The sequence below is a fragment of the Nonomuraea sp. NPDC050153 genome (assembly GCF_044460125.1).
GTDB lineage: Bacteria > Actinomycetota > Actinomycetes > Streptosporangiales > Streptosporangiaceae > Nonomuraea.
Map to the genome: position 1 here is coordinate 11,698 of NZ_JBITJQ010000029.1, position 19,298 is coordinate 30,995.

Genomic DNA, 19,298 nt, shown 5'->3' on the forward strand with positions numbered 1-19,298 from the left:
CGCGTGACACGCCTGCCAAGGTCCCGGGCGCTCGCGGGAGGCGTTACCGTCGAGTCATGAGTGAGCTGCCGGAGGAGACCGGCGACGAGCGGGTCGATGCCATCGTGGCCGGTCTGGGCCACCTTGGCGAGCTGCCGGTGAGTGAGCACGTGCAGGTCTTCGACGAGGCGTTCTCCGGGCTCGAGTCCACGCTGGCCACCGCAGTGGAAGAGCAGTGAGCCGACGCCTCCGCCTGGACAGCGAGCTGGTGCGCCGCGGCCTGGCCAGGTCGCGCGAGCAGGCGGCCCAGCTCATCGAGGCCGGCCGGGTCAGCGTCGGGGGCCAGGCGGCGCGCAAGCCCGCCACCCAGGTCGAGACCGCCTCCGCGATCGTGGTCGCCGAGTCGGAGGACGGGCCCGACTATGTTTCGCGAGGAGCGCACAAACTGCTCGGGGCGCTGGAGGCGTTCGAGAGCCTGAGGGTGGAGGGCCGGCGCTGCCTCGACGCGGGCGCCTCCACCGGCGGGTTCACCGACGTGCTGCTGCGCCGCGGCGCCGCCCACGTGCTCGCCGTGGACGTGGGCTACGGCCAGCTGGCCTGGTCGCTGCGTACCGACGAGCGGGTGACGGTGATGGAGCGCGTCAACGTACGCGACCTGACCCCCGAGATGGTCGGCGAGCCGCCCACGCTGGTCGTGGGCGACCTGTCGTTCATCTCGCTGCGGCTGGTGCTGCCCGCTCTGGCCTCGGTCGCCGCGCCGCGGGCCGATTTCGTGATGCTGGTAAAACCGCAGTTCGAGGTGGGCAAGGACCTCGTCGGGGCGGGTGGCGTCGTGCGCGATCCCGAGTTGCGCAGGCGTTCGGTGAGCGATGCCGCCGCCAAGGCCCAGGAGCTGGGGCTGACGGTGCGCGGTGTGACCGCCAGCCCGCTGCCGGGACCATCGGGAAATGTCGAATATCTGCTCTGGCTGGGCAAAGGGGAGGGCGAGCCGGCTGTCGCCGACCTCGAAGCCGAGATCCAGCGTGCCGTCGCGGAAGGGCCGCAATGAAACGGACCGTGCTGGTCGCCGTACACACCGGGCGTGACGCCGCAGTGGAGAGCGCTCGCCTGGTCATCAACCGGCTGGTGGATGCCGGTATCAACGTCAGGGTTCTGGAGTCCGAGTACGCCGAGATCGGTTGCGGCGGAGTGGAGGCGGTGCCCGGAGACCCGGGCGCGGTCAAGGACGCCGAGGTCATGATCGTGCTCGGCGGTGACGGCACGCTGCTGCGTGCGGCCGAGCTGACCAAGCCGGCAGGCACGCCGCTGCTGGGGGTCAATCTCGGACATGTCGGGTTCCTGGCTGAGGCGGAGGTGGCCGACCTGGCCGAGGCCGTCGACAGCGTCGTGGCGGGCCGCTACGACGTCGAGGAGCGCATGACGATCGATGTTCTCGCCCGGCAGAACGGGCGGGTGATCGCCGACACGTGGGCGCTCAACGAGGTGACCGTCGAGAAGCAGGAGCGCATGCTCGAAGTGGTCGCCGAGATCGACGGCCGCCCTCTGTCGCGGTGGGGGTGCGACGGTGTGATCTGCGCCACGCCGACGGGCTCGACCGCCTATGCTTTCTCGGCGGGCGGACCCGTCGTCTGGCCGGAGGTGGAGGCGCTGCTCATGGTGCCCATCAGCGCGCACGCGCTGTTCGCCAGGCCGCTGGTGGTCTCGCCGCGTTCCACGCTGGCCGTCGAGATCCTGCCCGACACGCCGGGCGGGGTCCTGTGGTGCGACGGGCGGCGCCGCTTCGAGTTGCCGTCGGGCTCGCGGGTCGAGGTGCGCAGAGGCGCCGAGCCCGTACGCCTGGCGCGGCTGCACGGCGTGGAGAACAGCGGCGCGCCCTTCACCGACAGGTTGGTCGCCAAGTTCGAGCTACCTGTTCAGGGCTGGCGCGGAAGGGTGCGACCCTGAGTCAATGGAGGCGGGACCGCGTAGGATCGCCTGGGCACACGTTGGCACACGTGTTCGGAGACTACGCGGGTGACCATCAGACACGGCAGTGAACGGGAGTGGGCAGTGCGACCAAGGGTCGAGGAGGTCCGCATCCAGGGGCTCGGCGTCATCGACGAGGCCGTCCTCGAGCTTTCGCCAGGTTTCAACGTGGTCACCGGTGAGACCGGGGCGGGCAAGACGATGGTCGTGACCGGGCTCGGGCTGCTGTTCGGCGGCCGGGCCGACCCCTCGCGCATCCGCCCGGGGGCCGACCGGGCGAGCGTCGAGGGCACGCTGGTCATCCAGTCGGGCGGCCGGGTCTCCCAGCAGGTCGAGGACATCGGCGGCGAGGTCGAGGACGGCGAGCTGATCATCTCGCGCACCGTCTCGGCCGAGGGCCGGTCCAGGGCCTGGCTCGGCGGCCGCACGGTGCCCGTCGGCACGCTGACCTATCTCGCCGACGACCTGGTGGCCGTGCACGGGCAGATGGACCAGCAGCGGCTGCTCCAGCCGGCCAGGCAGCGCGCGGCGCTCGACCGCTATGCCGGCAACGATCTGGTCAAGCCGCTGCGGGCCTACTCGCAGGCGTACAAACGGCACAAGCAGGTCGGTGCGCTGCTCGAGGAGCTGACCACCAGGGCCAGGGAGCGGGAGCAGGAGGCCGACCGGCTGCGCTTCGGCCTGGAGGAGATCGAGAAGGTCGACCCCAAGCCGGGCGAGGACACCGACCTGCGCGGCGAGGAGGAGCGGCTCTCGCACGCCGACGCGCTGCGCAGCGCCGCCACCACCGCGCACACCGCGCTGCTCGGCGACCCCATGGAGGCGGCGGGAGGCCCGCACGACGTGGTCTCGCTGCTCGGCGAGGCCCGTACGGCCGTGGAGGCCGTACGCGACTTCGACCCGCAGCTCGCCTCCGTGGCCGACCGGCTGGCCGAGGCCGGATACCTGATCTCCGACGTGGCCACCGACCTGGCGGCCTACGCGGAGTCGATCGATTCCGATCCGGCGCGGCTGGCCGCGGTGCAGGAGCGCCGGTCCGTGCTGTCCGGGCTGATCCGGAAATACGCTGAAGACAGCGCCGGTGTCCTGGCCTGGGCGCAGCAGGCCGCCACGCGGCTGGCCGAGCTGGAGGGCGACGACGAGCGCATCGAGGAGCTGAGCCGCGAGCACGAGGAGCTGACCGCACGGCTCACCGACCTGGCCGCCGAGCTCACCAGGGTGCGCCAATCCGCCGCCGAGCGGTTCGGCGGGGCCGTGACCGAGGAGCTGACGGCGCTGGCCATGCCCCACGCCAGGGTCGTGGTGCAGCTCAGCCAGAGCGAGGAGTTCGGCCCCGAGGGGCGCGACGAGGTGGAGCTCCGGATGGCCGCCCATCCCGCCGCGCCGCCGCTGCCGCTCGGCAAGGGCGCCTCCGGCGGCGAGCTGAGCCGGGTCATGCTCTCGATCGAGGTGGTGTTCGCGGGGGCGGACCCGGTGCCGACGTTCGTGTTCGACGAGGTGGACGCGGGTGTCGGCGGCAAGGCCGCGGTCGAGATCGGGCGCCGGCTGGCCAGGCTGGCCCGCACCGCGCAGGTCATCGTGGTCACCCACCTGCCGCAGGTCGCCGCGTTCGCCGACCAGCATCTGGTGGTCGAGAAGGCGAGCGACGGCAGCGTCGTGCGCAGCGGCGTGGTCACGCTCGACCACGAGGGCCGGGTACGCGAGCTTTCCCGCATGCTGGCGGGCCTGGAGGACTCCGAACTGGGCCGGGCCCACGCCGAAGAACTCCTCGGTCTGGCCGCGGCAGACAGGTGATCCTGGGTGACATAGCGGACACGCCGCGTAATGCGTGGCCTCTGCGCTGTTTCGCTCTGGCAGGATGGTCTTGATGAAGGTTCCGGGAAGCAGGATGCCGGGCCTCCGCGGCCGGAAGGTTGGAGACCTTCCCGGTGTAACGGCAGTGGCGAGAATCGACCGGCGTACCAAGAGGCTGACAAAGCGCCTCCAGCCCGGGGAAATTGCGATTATCGACCACGTTGACGTTGACCGGGTCAGCGCGGAGGCGCTCGTTGCGTGCGGTGCCGCGGCGGTGGTGAACGTCGCCTGCGGCATCAGCGGTCGCTACCCCAACCTGGGGCCACAGATTTTGCTCGAAGCGGGCGTGCCGTTCGTCGACAACGTCAATCAGGAGCTGTTCGAGCGCGTCAAGGACGGCGACGTCGTACGCGTCAACGACGGCGTGGTCTACCTCGACGACGACATCGTCGGCAAGGGCGAGGAGCAGACCGTCGAGGCCGTCGAGTCGGCCATGGCGGAGGCCCGCGCCGGTATGGCCGTGCAGATCGAGGCTTTCGCCGTCAACACCATGGAGTACGTTCGCGGTGAGGGCAAGCTTCTCATCGACGGAGTCGGCGTGCCTGAGATCCGCACCCCCATGGAGGGCAGGCATGTCCTCATCGTGGTGCGCGGATATCACTACAAGGAAGACATCGCCACCCTCCGCCCCTACATCCGCGAATACCGTCCCGTCCTCGTCGGCGTCGACGGCGGGGCCGACGCGCTCATGGACGCCGGCTATCTGCCCGACGTGATCGTGGGCGACTTCGACTCCGTCTCCACCAAGGCCCTGACCTGCGGCGCCGAGCTCGTCGTACACGCCTACCGCGACGGCAGGGCGCCCGGCCTGGAGCGCGTGCACCAGCTCGGCCGCGAGGCGGTGATCTTCCCCGCCACCGGCACCAGCGAGGACATCGCGATGCTCCTGGCCGACGACAAGGGCGCCGAGCTGATCGTCGCCGTGGGCACCCATGGCACGCTGGAGGAGTTCCTCGACAAGGGGCGCCCCGGCATGGCCAGCACCTTCCTCACGCGGCTGATCATCGGCAGCAAGCTCATCGACGCCAAGGGCGTGAGCAGGCTCTACCGCAGCCGCATCTCCACCCCGCAGCTGCTCCTCCTCGTGATCACGGCGTTGATCACGATGAGCGTCGCACTCTTCCTCTCGCCGATCGGCCAGACCTGGCTGAACGGTCTGCAAGATGCCTGGAACGCGTTCATCTTCTGGCTGGTCGGACTCTTCTCGTGATCGATTTTCGCTATCACCTCGTCTCCATCGTCGCGATCTTCCTGGCGCTCGCGGTGGGGATCGTGCTGGGCACCACGCTGCTGCAGGAGCCCGCGGTCAAGTCGGCGCAGGAGGTGGCCGCCCAGCTCACCAAGTCGAAGGAGGAGCTGCGGACGCAGCTCGACACGCTCCAGGGCCGCGAGTCCGGCAACGACGCGCTCATCACCGCCCTGACGCCGGACCTCGTGGCCGGCGACCTGACGGGCCAGCGGGTGCTCCTCGTCGAGACGCCCGGCTCCAGCACCACTGTCCGCGAGGCCGCGCAGCAGGTGCTCACGCAGGCGGGCGCGGAGATCACCGGGCGGGTCACGCTGACGGAGAAGCTTCTCGACCCGAAGGGCACCGGCGTCCTGGACGGCCTGGTCAACCAGCTCAAACCGGCCAACATGATCTTCCCGGCCACGGCCACGTCCTGGGACCGGGCCGCGATGCTGCTGTCGGCCGCCTTCGTCACCCCCGACCAGGCCCAGGCCAACACCCCCAACCCCGCCACCGCCGACGTCGTCAGCTCCTTCGAGACCGGCGGGCTGCTCAGCATCGACGGCGACCCGGTCAAGCGGGCCACGCTCGCCGTCATGATCGCGCCGGAGAAGCCGTACGAGGGCGAGAGCGCCGAGGTCCAGGCGGGCGCGCTCGTCTCCGTGGCGGGCGGGCTCGACCTGGCGGGCAAGGGCATGGTGCTGGCCGGGGCCGTCGCGACCCCCGCCGCGCCCGGCGACCCGATCGGCGCCCTGCGCGACGACAGCGACGTCTCCAAGCGGGTCAGCTCGGTCGATACCGCCGACATGCCCGCGGGCCGGGTCGCGATCGTCTACTCTCTGCGGGAGCAGCTGAACGGCCGCGCCGGCCAGTACGGCATCGGCAAGGGCGCCTCCGCGATGCTGCCCACGGTGACGACCGCCACTCCGTCCCCCTCCACCCAGTCAGGGAGCTGACATGCCTGCCACCCGGGGCCGTGGCCTCCTCTACGCGATCGCCGGTGCCGCGATCGGCGCCGTGGCGGCGCGCGTCGCGTACGCCGCGTTCACCCGCGGCCGGCCGGCCGACCTGAGCGGCCGCTGGACGCGCAAGAACCATCGCGGCGAGCCCATCACGCTGCTGGAGGGCCCCGCGTTCGTGGCGGGGGCGAGCACGGCGGCCGCGCTCACGCCGGGACTGCCGGGCCGCCTGCGCCTGGCCGCGCTCGTCGCGGGCGCGGGCAGCGGCGCGCTCGGCGCCTACGACGACCTGTACGGCACCACGTCGTCCAAGGGCTTCAAAGGCCACCTGACGGCGCTCGCCCGGGGCGAGGTCACCAGCGGCGCCGTCAAGATCCTCGGCATCGGCGCGACCGGGCTCGGCGCCGCCGCCCTCGTCTCGCAGGGGCCGGTCGACACCCTGGTCAACGGCGCCGCCATCGCCGGCGCAGCGAACCTCGCCAACCTCTTCGACCTGCGCCCCGGCCGGGCCGTCAAGGTGGGCCTGCTGACCGGCGGGCCGCTGCTGGCCGCCTCCCTCTTCCGCGACTCGCCCGCCGCGGCGGCACTGGCCGCCGTGCCGCTGGGGGCCGCCGCGGCGCTGCTGCCGGAGGATCTGGGCGAGCGCGCCATGCTCGGCGACGCCGGGGCCAACTCCCTGGGCGCGCTGCTCGGGCTCGCCGCCGTCACCAAGCTGGGCCGTCCGGGCCGTTACGTCCTGCTGGGCACCGTGGTGGCGCTGACCGCCGCCGCGGAGAAGGTCAGCTTCACCAAGGTCATCGCCGGTAACCCCGTGCTCAACCGCCTCGACATGCTCGGCCGCCGTCCGGTCGACCCTGTGTGACCGCTCGTTTGTCGGTACGACCTGCCAGGATGTTCTGCGTCGGCGCGATCGGACGCGGGGCTGGGGAGGCCGGGTGGCAGTGGTGACGGCGCGAGGGGTCGCGGGCGGCGCCATGCTCATCGGGGCCATCACGGTGCTGGCCCGCGTCGCCGGGTTCGCCAAGCAGTACGCCTTCGCGCAGACGGTGGGCACCAACTGCCTCGCGACCGCCTACATGACCGCCAACCAGATCCCCAACATCGTGTTCGAGGTCGTCGTCGGCGGGGCGCTGGCCGGGATGGTCGTCCCGGTGCTGGCGGGCGCGGCCGCCCGGGCCCCGGATGACGAGCGGGTGGCGCGGATCAGCTCGGCGCTGCTGACGTGGGTGGTCGTCGTGCTCATCCCGCCGGCCGTGCTCACCGCGCTGTTCGCCGGGCCGGTCATCGGGCTGTTCTTCGGCGCTGGCCTCGAAGGGTGCGACATCGGAGCGGTCACGGCGGTCGCCACCCGGATGCTGGTCGTCTTCGCGCCCCAGATCCCCCTTTACGGTGTCGCCGTCGTGCTCTACGGCGTGCTGCAGGCGCACAGGCGTTTCGCCGGGCCCGCGGTCGCGCCCCTGGTGTCCAGCATCGTGGTCATCGTGGCCTATCTGCTGTTCGTGCCGCTCAGCGGCGGCGACAGCGATCCCGGGACGCTGCCGGGCCCGGCCGAGCTGGCGCTGTCGCTGGGGACCAGCCTGGGGGTGCTGTCCCTGGTGCTGGCCGTGATCGGGCCCACGGCCCGGCTGGGGCTGAGGTGGCGGCCCACGTTGCGGTTCCCCGACGGGGTGGCCGGGCAGGTGCGCCGGCTCGCCCTCGCCGGGATCGCCGCGCTCCTCGCCCAGCAGGTCGCCATGATCGTGGTGGTGCTGCTGGCGAACAACGCGATCGGCAGCGGGGCCATCGCCGTCTACAACTACGCGTGGGCGATCTACCTGGTGCCGTACGCGGTGCTGGCCGTGCCCATCGCCACGAGCGCGTTCCCCCGGCTGTCCGCGCAGGCCGGCGAGCCGGCGGCGTTCGCCGAGCTGGCGGCGCGCACCACGCGGGCGGTGGTGCTGGTGTCCGGGCTGGCGGCCGGGGTGCTGGCCGCCGCCTCGTGGCCGGGCGCCGTGGTGTTCCTCGGGTTCAAGACCGACGTGCTCCCGCCCGAGCTGGCCCACGCCATCGCGCTGTTCGCGCCGGGCCTGGTGGGATACGGGCTCATGGCGCACCTGAGCCGGGTCCTCTACGCGGCCGGCCGCGGCCGGGCGGTCGCCACCGGGACCGTGACGGCGTGGGTGGTGGCGACGGTCGCGCAGACGGGTTTCGCGCTGGTGCTGCCCGGACCCTGGAAGATCGGCGGCCTGGCGCTCGGCGTGAGCGTGGGCATGAGCGTGGGCGGCGCGCTGCTGCTCGGGTCCGTGGTCCGCGCCCGCGGGAGCGCCGCGGTGGCGGGCCTGGCCCGGGCCGTGGCCGCGGCGGCCGCAGGTGGTTTCCTGGGTTACCTGGCGGGGGCCGGCGCGGTGGAGCTGGTCGGGGCGAGCGGCATCTGGCCCAACGTGTGGGCCACCGTCCTGGCCGCCGTCGTCGCGCTGGTGGTGGGGGCCGTGGTCGTGGCCCTGGTCGATCGGGCCGACGCCGACGCCGTGGCCGGGCTGCTGCGCCGGGGCGGATCGGGCTGAGCGTGCCGCTCCACGGCCCGGCGGCCGGGAGCGGCGAGAAAGGAGCGGGTCGTGCGGGTGGCTTTCGTGCTGGGCACCACGTCCGGCGGCACCGGGCGGTATGTCCGGATGCTGGTCGAGGGGCTGGTGCGGCGCGGGCACCGGGTGGTCGTCATCGGGCCGCCCAGCGTCGAGGAGCAGTTCTCCTACGCCCGCGCCGGGGCGCGGTTCTCGGCGGTGGCCGTCTCGGACCGGCCGCACCCCGCGAACGACCTGCGCACGGCGCTGGCCATCAGGCGGCTGACCCGGGACGCCGACATCGTGCACGCCCACGGACTGCGGGCCGGGGCGCTGGCCGCCCTCGGGAAGACGGGCGGGCCGCGGCTGGTGGTCACCCTCCACAACGCGCTGACCGCCGGAGGATTCGTCGGGCTCGTCTACGGGGTGCTGGAGCGCATCGTGGCGCGTCGGGCCGATCACGTGCTCGTCGTCTCGCCGGACCTCGGCGCGGGCATGGCCCGGCTCGGCGCGCGTGACGTACGGGCCGCCGTGGTGCCCGCGCCCAGGCTCCGGCCGGCGGGGCGAACCCCGAGGGAGGTCAGGGACGAACTGGACGCGGGAGACCGGCCGGTGCTGCTGACGATCGCCCGGCTGGCCCAGCAGAAGGGGCTTGAGACGTTGCTCGACGTCGCCGCCGGGCCGTGGCCGTCCGAGCAGCCGCTGTTCGTGGTCGCGGGGGAGGGGCCGCTGCGCGGGGAGCTGCAGAGCAGGATCGAGGCCGAGCGGCTGCCCGTGGTGCTGCTGGGGAACCGGGACGACGTGCCCGACCTGCTCGGCGCCGCCGTCGCGCTGGTGATGCCGAGCCGGTGGGAGGGCCAGCCGCTGACCCTGCGCGAAGCACTCATGTCGGGGACTCCGGCAATCGCCTCAGATGTGGGTGGGATTCCAGAAATTTTGGGAGATGCTGGGATCTTGGTCCGGGCCGGGGACGTCGATGGGTTTCGCGGGGCCGTACAGGCGCTTGTAGCGCCGGGAGCTGCGGAAACGCTCTCCGCGGTGGCCGCGCGGAGGGGGCGGGAGATGCCCGGGGACGACGACGCCGTCGAGAGCGTGCTGGCAGTTTACGAAGGTCGAGATCCAAAGGATGATTAGGCCGCGCCGAACGGTTCTCATATACTGCCTGGGTTAGGGAGGGGAGTATCCCTTCGCGACAGCCTCGTCATCACGGTGCAGCCCCGCTCCACGGGGCCCCCGGGGCTGCCGGTCCGCGGTTGTGAGCGGGCGGGAGAGACCTCCGGCAATGAGTCGTGCATGCCGGAAGGTCTTGAAGTGACTGTACCCGTGTGGGCCTGGATCGCCGTGATCGGCGGTCTCCTTGTCGTCCTCGCCATCGACTTGTGGATCGTCGACCGTGGGGAAGCCCGCGAGTTCTCCATGCGGCAGGCCGGCTACTGGGTGACGTTCTATGTCGCCCTCGCCGTTGTGTTCGGGGTGCTTCTGTGGGCCTCGGTCGGAGGAGACAGGGCCGGTGAGTTCTTCGCCGGCTATATCACTGAATACAGCTTGAGTGTCGATAATCTGTTCATCTTCTTCATCATCATGAGCAGGTTCGCCGTCCCCCGGGAGTACCAGCACAAGGTGCTGCTCGTGGGCATCCTGCTCGCGCTGGTGATGCGCGGCGTCTTCATCGCGCTCGGGGCCGCGGCGCTGGAGCGCTTCAGCTGGCTCTTCTACGTGTTCGGCGCCTTCCTCGTCTACACCGCGATCAACCTCGTCCGGCAGCACCTCAAGGGCGAGGAAGAGGAGTTCAACGAGAACGTCGTGCTGAGGTGGGTGCGCAGGGCCTTCCCCACCACCGACGGGTACGTCGGCTCCAAGGTCACCGTCAAGATCGACGGCAGGCGCATGGTGACCCCGATGCTCATCGTGATGGTCGCGATCGGGAGCACCGACCTGCTGTTCGCGCTCGACTCGATTCCGGCGATCTTCGGGCTCACCAAGGACCCCTTCATCGTCTTCACGGCCAACGCCTTCGCCCTGATGGGGCTGCGCCAGCTCTACTTCCTGCTGGGCGGGCTGCTGCAGCGACTGGTCTACATCAGCTACGGTTTGGCGTTCATCCTGGGGTTCATCGGGGTTAAGCTGATATTGGAGGCGTTGCACGCCAGCCATGTCTCCTGGGCGCCAGAAATTCCCATCTGGGTGTCGCTCTCGGTCATCGGAGCCACCATGGTCATCACCACCGTGGCGAGCCTGGTCAAAGCCCGCATCGACGCGCGCGAGGGCGAGGAAACGCACCCGGAGCAGGTCTAGCGAAAAGGGCTTCGAGGCGCTTTGCTTGTGTAGTTGTGCCGTGTAATAGTTGCTAGTTCTGTAACATCACGGCAAAGCGCCCAATCCAGTCACCATCAAAGGTTGTACGTGTCAGACGATTCTGCCAAGTCGAGCCGCGTCAGGCTCGCACGCGGGGTCTCCCCGTGGCTCCTCCCGACGGTGGCCGCGGCGGCCGCCACCGCGCTGCTGACGCGCCGAGACAGGCGCTGGGCGCTCGCGGCAGTGCCGCTCGGCGCGCTCACCGGCGGCATGCTCTGGTTCTTCCGCGACCCTGACCGCACTCCTGGCGCGGGACGCGTCCTGTCGCCCGCCGACGGCGTGGTGCAGAGCATCGACCCGTGGCCGGACGGCCGCACCAGGGTCGCGATCTTCATGAGCCCGCTGAACGTCCACGTCAATCGGGCCCCTCTTGCGGGAAATGTCACCTCCGTGCAGCATGTGGCAGGTGGGTTCCTGCCGGCGTTCAACAAGGACAGCGATCAGAACGAGCGCGTGGTGTGGCATTTCGAGACCACGCTGGGTGACATCGAGATGGTGCAGATCGCAGGTGCGGTGGCGCGCAGGATCGTGCCGTACCTGAGCACCGGCGCGAAGGTCGCGCAGGCCGAGCGGATCGGGCTCATCAGGTTCGGTTCGCGCGTCGACATCTACCTTCCCGAAGGGATTTCTCCCGCGGTGTCCGTGGGTGAGAAGATGGTTGCGGGGGTGACCAGAATTGACCGCGGCTGACGCCGGCAGCTGGCAGGCGGATGAGGAAGAACCTCGTGGTCCCGTCGGCAAGGCGTTCCGCCTGTCCGCCGCGGACTCCCTCTCGCTGGGCAACGCTGTCTGCGGATTCCTCGCGGTCTGCGTCCTGGCATATTCCGCGATCCAGCAGCTCAAGGTCGCCGGCGGTCATTTCACGCCCGTTCCGAGCTACTTCGCCACCGCCATCGTGCTGCTGCTCATCGGCGCGACGTGCGACCTGTTCGACGGCCTCGTCGCCCGGCGCTTCCGCGCCTCCGCGATGGGGGCCGAGCTCGACAACCTGGCCGACGTCATCAGCTTCGGGTTCGCGCCCGCGTTCATGGTCGTGATCTGGGGCGGGTTCACCGACCAGGTGCCGTTCCCGATGGTGGTCGCGGCGGCGGCGGCCGTGCTGGTGGCCGGGGTCGTACGCCTGGCCAGGTTCGCCTGCGTCAAGACCAAGAGCGGCGATTTCATGGGCCTGCCCATCCCTATGGGCGCCATGACCGTGATCTCCATCGTGCTGCTGTTCCAGCCGAGCGTCTGGTCCCTGCTGGCCGTGCTCGCCGTGGCGTGGCTGATGGTCAGCCGGATCGAATACCCCAAGCCGAAGGGGCAGCTCCTGGCGGGCGTCCTGGGGTGGATCATGGTGAACGTGGCGTTCCTGACCTTCTGGGTGGCCTGGCCCGAGGGCGGCGACATGCCGATCAAGATCGGCGCGAGCATGCAGATCGCGCTCGTGGCGGCGATCCCCCTGCGCGTGCTGGTCTACAAGCGCGAGCAGCGCCGCGAAGCCGAACGTATTAACAACTGACAGGGATTTTTCGTCTTACTTCGGCTTTGATGGAGCCATGTCGGCTACGCCGCGCGAGCACACGCGCACGTACTTCCTCGGCAAGCTGGCCACAGAGCTGGAGCAGCGCGGGCTGACGGCCACGCTCCGGCCCTACCCGCCCGCGTTGCGGATCAGCGATCCCGACACGGCGCTGCTGGCGGAGACCGTCGACTGCGTGCCGATGTCCGAGGGATGGTTCTATCGGTGGTCGTGGGGCGAGCTCGTCGGGCTGGTCGACGATCCCGCCCTCGCGGCCGACCGCATCGTCCACGTCCTGGGCGCCCGGCAGTAGCTCCATCTTGCCGGGGCGGTCGTCCATGCGCGGGGAGCGCATTTTCGGCGGGCGGGTCGGGTCGGGGCTGTGTTCTCTTGATGCGTTCTCTTGACGCGGCCATGGCCGGGCTGACCACGGAGCCGGCCCAGGATGCGCGTCGTCACGGCGAGCAGCCCGTGAGCCTTCACGACCGGCCATGACGGGCGGCCACCCACGTCGGCGCGTGCGGCCCACCGTGCGCAGCCGTAAAGAATGGGTTTTCAGGTGGCGCGCGGCCGTGACCAGCCGCAGGGGATCACCAGCCGCGGGCCTTCCACTCCGGGAGGGCGGGACGCTCGGTGCCGAGAGTGGTGTCCTTGCCGTGGCCCGGGTAGACCCAGGTCCCGTCGGGGAGACGGTCGAAGACGCGCTCCACCACGTCGTTGTAGAGCTGGGTGAAGCGCTGCGGGTCCTTCTGCGTGTTGCCGACGCCGCCCGGGAACAGCGAGTCGCCCGTGAACAGGTGCTGCCCCGCCTCGCCGCCGTCGTACAGCAGGGCGATCGAGCCCGGCGTGTGGCCGCGCAGGTGGATGATCTCCAGAGTGACGGCGCCGACGGTGATGGTGTCGCCGTGCTCGACCGTGCGGCCCGCGGGCACGGGGAGAGCGGGCGCGTCGAGCGGGTGGGCGACCACCTGGGCCCCGGTCACCTTGGCCACCTGCTCCAGCGCCTGCCAGTGGTCGCCGTGCTGGTGGGTCGTGACGATCGAGCCGACGGGCCGGTCGGAGATCAGGGCCAGCAGCCGATCGGCGTCGGCGGCCGCGTCGATCAGCAGCCCGTCGCCGGTCTCCGCGCAACGCAGCAGGTACGCGTTGTTGTCGAACGGGCCGACGGCGAGCTTGAAGATCGTGAGCCCGGGCAGTTCGCGCACGTCGGCGGGGCCGCCGACCTGGACGTCACCTGTGTAGGTCATGGGTGGTCCTTCGGGGGTGTCGTGGGCAGATCAGCGGAGGGGCCGGCATCGTCAGCCACGGCGGTGCCTCCGGAAGGCCTGCGCCCTCGGGCGTGAACGGCTGCCCCACTGGCAACAGCCTAACCCCCTCACCGCTCGACCGGCCGGTCAGCCAGGCCGGCATGTCGGCCGCGGGGGCGGGCCATGGGTGTTTGAGCACGATCTTGCTCATCGTGCGGTCGGCAGGCGCGGAGTTCGCGTAGGACGAACGGCTCCGGTCGGGCCATGGCCGTGCTCGGTGGCACAGGTCCACGTGGTGGGGGCTGATTTCGCGGAAGAAGCGAGGTATTGGGCGGGGTTCCAGGGCGGGCGCATGCCCTCTACCAGGGCCGACCAGCGCTTGTGCGGTGGGGGGTGGCCAGGCGGGCGGCGCTTTCCGCGAGATCGGCCAGGTGCGGGACGGTGGGACGGGCGGTGGAGCGGCTGTGCGGGGTGGTGGAGCGGGCGACGGCGGAGTGGCGGGATGGGCGGCGGTAGAGCGGGCGGCGGTGGACCTCGTGGGGCAGGTGGAGACGGAGCGGTGGAGCAGGCGGTGATGGAGCGGGTGGCGGCGGAGTGGTGGGACGGGTGGCGGCGTACCGGGTGGCGGCGGGGCGGGCGATGAGGGCGGGGGATGGCGGGGTGGTGGGACTGGTGTGACGGAGTGGCGGGGCGGGTGGCGGTGGAGAGGTGAAGCGGGCGGTGGTGGGGCGAGCACGTGTCCTCTGCGCCGGTCGGGCAGGAGGGAGGGTGCGGCGAGAGCGGCGTCGGACTGCGGCACGGCAGAGGACAGCTCGTGGCCGGCGCCGGCTCGTGCCCAGCAGGAGGCTGGTGGTCGGCAGGAGGCTGGTGGCCGAGGTCGGTTCCGCCTGGGGCGCGAGTAGGGCGGTTGTGTCTGGATATTTCATGAGTTGGGGGCCTGGGCTGGAGCTCGGCATAAAGGTGCAGGTCAGCTGGTTGAATGCGGAAGGGCTCCTGCGAGGGTGGGAGATGGCCGTAACCTGTGAGGGACGGATTTTCGGGGGCCGGGCAACGGTCCGCCGAAATTGTCGGAGCCCCCGTCTACCATCCCCCGTGGACCTATCCGCCTTTTGACCTCCGGGATCGCCGTGGCAGACCGCCTGATCGTGCGTGGTGCACGAGAACACAACCTCAAGGACGTCTCGCTCGACCTGCCGCGAGACTCACTGATCGTCTTCACCGGCCTGTCCGGCTCTGGGAAGTCGAGCCTGGCCTTCGACACGATCTTCGCTGAGGGGCAGCGGCGCTACGTCGAGTCGCTGTCGGCGTACGCCCGCCAGTTCCTCGGCCAGATGGACAAGCCCGACGTGGACTTCATCGAGGGCCTGTCGCCCGCGGTGTCGATCGACCAGAAGGCCACCAGCAAGAACCCGCGCTCGACCGTCGGCACGATCACCGAGGTCTACGACTATCTGAGGCTGCTGTGGGCGCGCATCGGCAAGCCGCACTGCCCGGTGTGCGCGCGGCCGATCGCCAGGCAGACGCCCGAGCAGATCGTCGACCGGGTGATGGACCTGGAGGAGGGCACCCGCTTCCAGGTGCTCGCCCCCGTCATCAGGGGCCGTAAGGGCGAATACGCCGAGCTGTTCCGCGAGCTGCAGACCAAGGGTTTCGCCAGGGCGAGGGTCGACGGCACGGTCGTGCGGCTGGAGGAGCCGCCGACGCTGAAGAAGTACGAGAAGCACGACATCGAGGTCATCGTCGACCGCCTCTCGGTCAAGGAGTCCGCGCGGCGCAGGCTCAACGACTCGGTCGAGACCGCGCTGCAGCTGTCCGGCGGCACGATCACGCTCGAGTTCGTCGATCTGCCCGAGGACGACCCCAACCGGGAGCGCTTCTACTCCGAGCACCTCTACTGCCCCTACGACGACCTGTCGTTCGAGGAGCTGGAGCCGCGCTCGTTCTCGTTCAACTCCCCGTTCGGCGCCTGCCCCGAGTGCACGGGCCTGGGCACGAAGATGGAGGTCGACCCCGATCTGGTGGTGCCCGACCCCGAGCGCACGCTCGGCGACGGCGCGCTTCACCCCTGGTCCGGCGGTCACACGAGCGAATACTTCGTCAGGCTGATCGAGGCGCTCGGCCACACTGTCGGGTTCACGCTCGACACGCCGTGGGAGAAGCTGCCGAAGAAGGCGCAGAAGTCGCTGCTGTACGGCCACGACGAGCAGGTCCACGTACGCTACAGCAACCGCTACGGCCGCCAGCGCTCCTACTACACCGCCTACGACGGTGTCATCCCGTGGGTGCAGCGGCGGCACGCCGAGGCGGAGAGCGACTCGACCCGCGAGCGGTTCGAGGGCTACATGCGCGAGATCCCGTGCCCGGCCTGCAAGGGCGCCAGGCTCAAGCCGGTCACTCTGGCCGTCACCGTCGCCGACAAGTCGATCGCCGAGGTCGCGGCCATGTCGATCGGCGAGTGCGCGAAGTTCCTGGCCGCGCTCAAGCTGTCCGACCGCGACATGCAGATCGCCGAGCGGGTGGTCAAGGAGATCAACGCCCGCATGGGCTTCCTGCTCGACGTCGGCCTCGACTACCTGACCATGGACCGCGCCGCCGCCACCCTGGCGGGCGGCGAGGCCCAGCGCATCAGGCTGGCCACGCAGATCGGCTCCGGCCTGGTCGGCGTCCTGTACGTGCTCGACGAACCGTCCATCGGGCTCCACCAGCGCGACAACATGCGGCTGCTCGACACGCTCATCAGGCTGCGCGACATGGGCAACACGCTGATCGTGGTCGAGCACGACGAGGACACGATCGCGGCGGCCGACTGGGTGGTCGACATCGGCCCCGGCGCGGGCGAGCACGGCGGCCAGGTCGTCGTGTCCGGCACCGTCCAGGACCTCCTGAGCAGCGAGGAGTCGCTGACCGGCCAGTACCTGTCCGGGCGCAAGAGCATCGCGATCCCCGCCAAGCGCCGCAAGCGCGACAGGAAGCGGCAGATCACGGTCAAGGGGGCGCGCGAGCACAACCTCAAGGGCGTCGACATCGACTTCCCGCTGGGCGTGTTCACGGCGGTCACGGGCGTGTCGGGGTCCGGGAAGTCGACGCTGGTCAACGACATCCTCTACAACGCGCTGGCCAAGGAGCTCAACGGCGCGCGCACGGTGCCGGGGCGGCACTCCCGGATCAACGGCATGGACCACGTCGACAAGGTCGTCCACGTCGACCAGTCGCCGATCGGGCGCACGCCGCGCTCCAACCCGGCCACGTACACGGGCGTGTTCGACCACATCCGCAAGCTGTTCGCGGCCACCACCGAGGCCAAGGTGCGCGGCTACCAGCCCGGGCGCTTCAGCTTCAACGTCAAGGGTGGGCGCTGCGAGGCGTGCGCGGGTGACGGCACCATCAAGATCGAGATGAACTTCCTGCCGGACGTCTACGTCCCCTGCGAGGTCTGCCACGGCGCCCGCTACAACAGGGAGACGCTGGAGGTTCACTACAAGGGCAAGACGATCTCCGAGGTGCTCGACATGCCGATCGAGGAGGCCCTGGGCTTCTTCGACGCGATCCCGGCGATCAAGCGCCACCTGCAGACGCTCAACGACGTGGGCCTGGGCTACGTGCGGCTCGGACAGCCGGCGACCACGCTGTCCGGCGGTGAGGCGCAGCGGGTCAAGCTCGCCTCGGAGCTGCAGCGCCGGCAGACGGGGCGGACGATCTACGTGCTGGACGAGCCGACGACCGGGCTGCACTTCGAGGACATCCGGCGGCTGCTGGGAGTGCTCGGGCGGCTGGTCGACGGCGGCAACACGGTGATCGTGATCGAGCACAACCTCGATGTGATCAAGACCGCTGACTGGATCATCGACATGGGGCCCGAGGGCGGGTCCCGCGGCGGCACGCTGGTCGCCAGCGGGACGCCTGAGGAGGTGGCGCTGGTGGACGAGAGCCACACGGGCCGCTTCCTGCGGAAGATCCTCGCCTTCTGAGCCGCTGGGCCGCTGAGCTCCTGAGCCTTTGCCCCGCACGGGGGTTGTCCTCGTGCGGGGGTGGCTTCTTCTGCGGGGTGGTTGTCCTCGTGCGGAGCGGGCGTCTCTGCGGCTGCTACTTCCGCGGGTGGGGGGTGGTGCCGAGCGGCGTGCGCGTTTTCAGGCCGCTTGGTGCTGACCTGCGCGGGCGGCTCGGGCGCGGCGTTTGGCGGCGTCGCCGCGTTCCAGCCACCACTCGGCGAACAGCAGCGGCAGCACCCAGCCCAGCCACGCGCTCATCGCGCTCACCGTGCTCGCCAGCAGGGTCTCGTCGCCGTGGAAGGTCGTCTCCAGCTCGGGCATCAGGGCGATGGTGAACACGACGCCCCAGAGGCGGTTCGTGATGATGGACAGGGTCAGGGCGAAGCTGCGGACCATCCACCGGCGGTGGTCGACGAACCTGCGCTGCCTGGCCATCCGCCACCCCGCCAGCGTGCAGGCCACCCAGAGGAACGCGAGCACGACGCCGCTGGCGGCCGTGACCGGGCCGAAGTACGGCGTGGTCACGGAGACGATCAAGCCCAGCACGCCGCTGGGCAGGCAACCGGCGAAGACGTACACGCGGCCGATCCGGCGGTGCGCGCGCGGATAACGCTGGCGGAACCAGGGCCAGATCTGCAGGCAGCACGTGATCATCGCGATCGAGCCGAAGATCACGTGCAGGGAGAGCACCGCGAAGTGCGGTGGGAAGTAGTCGGGGGCGGGCACGCGGGATCGGGCCGGGTTCATGGACAGGTACGGCGGCAGGGAGAACGCGACGAACGCGATCGTCACCACGGCCAGAGGGGCCACCCACGGACGCCGCCACCAGCGTGGCTTGGCAGGGGGTGCGGTCGGGCGTTCTGTCGTGAGAGTCATAGGGGCAGGGTGGGTCCCCGCGCTGACCGTCGGCCTACCACCCGCTGACCGCCGATCGCACTCGGCCGTCTGCCTATCGTTTGCCTGCTTACCGCTGGTCGCACGGGCTGTCTCCTGACCGCCGGTCGCAGCTGCTGATCGATGGTCGCGCCGGTCGCCTGCGAGTCTCGGCTCGGCTACCGTCCTGTCGCTGGCCGGGGGCTGGCCGGGGGCTGGGGCCTGGGGGCTGGGGGCGCCGAACTGCCTGTCGGCGCCGGTGGTTAGGGAACTGCTGAGGCGCTTGCCGGTGCTGATGGCTCGGGATGGTCGAGTTGCTCTCCGGTGCCCAGGGGTGTGGGTGTCCAGGGGTGCGGGCGTCCAAAGGGGTGCGGGCGTTCAGGAGTGTGGGCGTCCAGGGGCGGGTGAGGAGGGGTGCGGATGCAGAGGTGCTGGCATACGTCCGGCGTGCTGGCAGCGGGAGTGCGCTGTCGACACCCGCTCGCTCGCCAGGGGCCGGAGTACGCCGACTCGCCTGACCGGAATGTCGGTGGTCGGAGGGTGTCGAGTTGCGCGACCGAGGTGTCGGTGGTCGGAGGGTGGCGAGTCGCCTGGCCGGAGTGTCGGTGGTCGAAATGTTCGACCTGCCCGCCCAGCGTGCTGGTGGGCGGAGTGTGTTGTCGGCGCTCGTCCGCGTACTGATGGCCGGGGGGTGTCCGTCCGGGCAGCTGCCCCGTGTGCCGGCCGGGTGTGTGCCCGGCATCCGCGCAGCGTGCCGGGGACTGGGCGGGCTTGCGCGTCCGGTAGAGGGGGTCGTGGGGGCGCTACC

16 protein-coding genes are annotated in these 19,298 nt (G+C 70.6%); 14 read left to right on the forward strand and 2 right to left on the reverse strand.

The annotated features are described in order from the left end of the window. Positions 1–56: 56 nt before the first annotated feature. From ACIBQ1_RS45415 to ACIBQ1_RS45475, 13 genes are all read left to right on the forward strand, one after another. Positions 57–218: a hypothetical protein gene (locus tag ACIBQ1_RS45415; protein WP_397287285.1), complete on the forward strand. Its 162-nt coding sequence runs from the start codon at positions 57–59 to the stop codon at positions 216–218. After that, positions 215–1,027 (forward strand): TlyA family RNA methyltransferase, encoded by an 813-nt coding sequence (locus ACIBQ1_RS45420; RefSeq protein WP_397287287.1) that lies wholly within the window; start codon positions 215–217, stop codon positions 1,025–1,027. The genes ACIBQ1_RS45415 and ACIBQ1_RS45420 overlap by 4 nt, the downstream gene beginning before the upstream one ends. After that, complete coding sequence (locus ACIBQ1_RS45425) at positions 1,024–1,923, forward strand: NAD kinase (protein WP_397287289.1); 900 nt, start codon at positions 1,024–1,026, stop codon at positions 1,921–1,923. The genes ACIBQ1_RS45420 and ACIBQ1_RS45425 overlap by 4 nt, the downstream gene beginning before the upstream one ends. Before the next feature lie 105 nt (positions 1,924–2,028). Continuing rightward, the gene (recN, locus tag ACIBQ1_RS45430) at positions 2,029–3,738 is read left to right on the forward strand and encodes a DNA repair protein RecN (RefSeq protein WP_397287291.1); all 1,710 of its coding nucleotides are present in this window, start codon (positions 2,029–2,031) and stop codon (positions 3,736–3,738) included. Between the two features lie 73 nt (positions 3,739–3,811). Further along, positions 3,812–5,008 carry a putative cytokinetic ring protein SteA gene (steA, locus tag ACIBQ1_RS45435; RefSeq protein WP_397287293.1) on the forward strand — a complete coding sequence of 399 codons (1,197 nt, stop codon included), beginning with the start codon at positions 3,812–3,814 and terminating at the stop codon, positions 5,006–5,008. Beyond that, positions 5,005–5,982, forward strand: coding sequence for a copper transporter (locus ACIBQ1_RS45440; RefSeq protein ID WP_397287295.1), 978 nt, complete (start codon positions 5,005–5,007; stop codon positions 5,980–5,982). The genes steA and ACIBQ1_RS45440 overlap by 4 nt, the downstream gene beginning before the upstream one ends. 1 nt (position 5,983) lies before the next feature. Continuing rightward, complete coding sequence (locus tag ACIBQ1_RS45445; RefSeq protein ID WP_397287297.1) at positions 5,984–6,847, forward strand: hypothetical protein; 864 nt, start codon at positions 5,984–5,986, stop codon at positions 6,845–6,847. Positions 6,848–6,920: 73 nt separating this feature from the next. Next, positions 6,921–8,528: a murein biosynthesis integral membrane protein MurJ gene (gene murJ, locus ACIBQ1_RS45450; protein WP_397287299.1), complete on the forward strand. Its 1,608-nt coding sequence runs from the start codon at positions 6,921–6,923 to the stop codon at positions 8,526–8,528. A gap of 51 nt (positions 8,529–8,579) precedes the next feature. Further along, positions 8,580–9,659 (forward strand): glycosyltransferase family 4 protein, encoded by a 1,080-nt coding sequence (locus ACIBQ1_RS45455; protein ID WP_397287301.1) that lies wholly within the window; start codon positions 8,580–8,582, stop codon positions 9,657–9,659. Between the two features lie 177 nt (positions 9,660–9,836). Then, the gene (locus ACIBQ1_RS45460; RefSeq protein WP_397287303.1) at positions 9,837–10,820 is read left to right on the forward strand and encodes a TerC family protein; all 984 of its coding nucleotides are present in this window, start codon (positions 9,837–9,839) and stop codon (positions 10,818–10,820) included. 108 nt (positions 10,821–10,928) lie between these two features. After that, positions 10,929–11,570, forward strand: coding sequence for a phosphatidylserine decarboxylase (locus ACIBQ1_RS45465; RefSeq protein WP_397287305.1), 642 nt, complete (start codon positions 10,929–10,931; stop codon positions 11,568–11,570). After that, the gene (gene pssA, locus ACIBQ1_RS45470; protein WP_397287307.1) at positions 11,557–12,381 is read left to right on the forward strand and encodes a CDP-diacylglycerol--serine O-phosphatidyltransferase; all 825 of its coding nucleotides are present in this window, start codon (positions 11,557–11,559) and stop codon (positions 12,379–12,381) included. The genes ACIBQ1_RS45465 and pssA overlap by 14 nt, the downstream gene beginning before the upstream one ends. A gap of 37 nt (positions 12,382–12,418) precedes the next feature. Continuing rightward, complete coding sequence (locus tag ACIBQ1_RS45475; protein ID WP_397287309.1) at positions 12,419–12,694, forward strand: hypothetical protein; 276 nt, start codon at positions 12,419–12,421, stop codon at positions 12,692–12,694. A 277-nt stretch (positions 12,695–12,971) separates the two neighbouring features. Here the strand turns inward: ACIBQ1_RS45475 and ACIBQ1_RS45480 are convergent, their stop codons facing one another. After that, positions 12,972–13,628 (reverse strand): MBL fold metallo-hydrolase, encoded by a 657-nt coding sequence (locus ACIBQ1_RS45480; protein ID WP_397287311.1) that lies wholly within the window; start codon positions 13,626–13,628, stop codon positions 12,972–12,974. 1,127 nt (positions 13,629–14,755) lie between these two features. Between ACIBQ1_RS45480 and uvrA the strand changes: the two genes are divergently transcribed. Continuing rightward, on the forward strand, positions 14,756–17,596 hold the full coding sequence (gene uvrA / locus ACIBQ1_RS45485; RefSeq protein WP_397287313.1) for an excinuclease ABC subunit UvrA: 2,841 nt from the start codon (positions 14,756–14,758) through the stop codon (positions 17,594–17,596). 159 nt (positions 17,597–17,755) lie between these two features. Here the strand turns inward: uvrA and ACIBQ1_RS45490 are convergent, their stop codons facing one another. Continuing rightward, complete coding sequence (locus ACIBQ1_RS45490) at positions 17,756–18,493, reverse strand: DUF2306 domain-containing protein (RefSeq protein WP_397287315.1); 738 nt, start codon at positions 18,491–18,493, stop codon at positions 17,756–17,758. Positions 18,494–19,298 lie beyond the last annotated feature (805 nt).

Bases quoted from the DNA above. Each gene is read 5' to 3' on its own strand.
- ACIBQ1_RS45475 (WP_397287309.1), top strand. From the start codon at position 12,419: ATGTCGGCTACGCCGCGCGAGCACACGCGCACGTACTTCCTCGGCAAG.
- ACIBQ1_RS45415 (WP_397287285.1), top strand. From the start codon at position 57: ATGAGTGAGCTGCCGGAGGAGACCGGCGACGAGCGGGTCGATGCCATC.
- ACIBQ1_RS45480 (WP_397287311.1), bottom strand. From the start codon at position 13,628: ATGACCTACACAGGTGACGTCCAGGTCGGCGGCCCCGCCGACGTGCGC.
- ACIBQ1_RS45445 (WP_397287297.1), top strand. From the start codon at position 5,984: ATGCCTGCCACCCGGGGCCGTGGCCTCCTCTACGCGATCGCCGGTGCC.
- steA (WP_397287293.1), top strand. From the start codon at position 3,812: ATGAAGGTTCCGGGAAGCAGGATGCCGGGCCTCCGCGGCCGGAAGGTT.
- ACIBQ1_RS45425 (WP_397287289.1), top strand. From the start codon at position 1,024: ATGAAACGGACCGTGCTGGTCGCCGTACACACCGGGCGTGACGCCGCA.
- ACIBQ1_RS45490 (WP_397287315.1), bottom strand. From the start codon at position 18,493: ATGACTCTCACGACAGAACGCCCGACCGCACCCCCTGCCAAGCCACGC.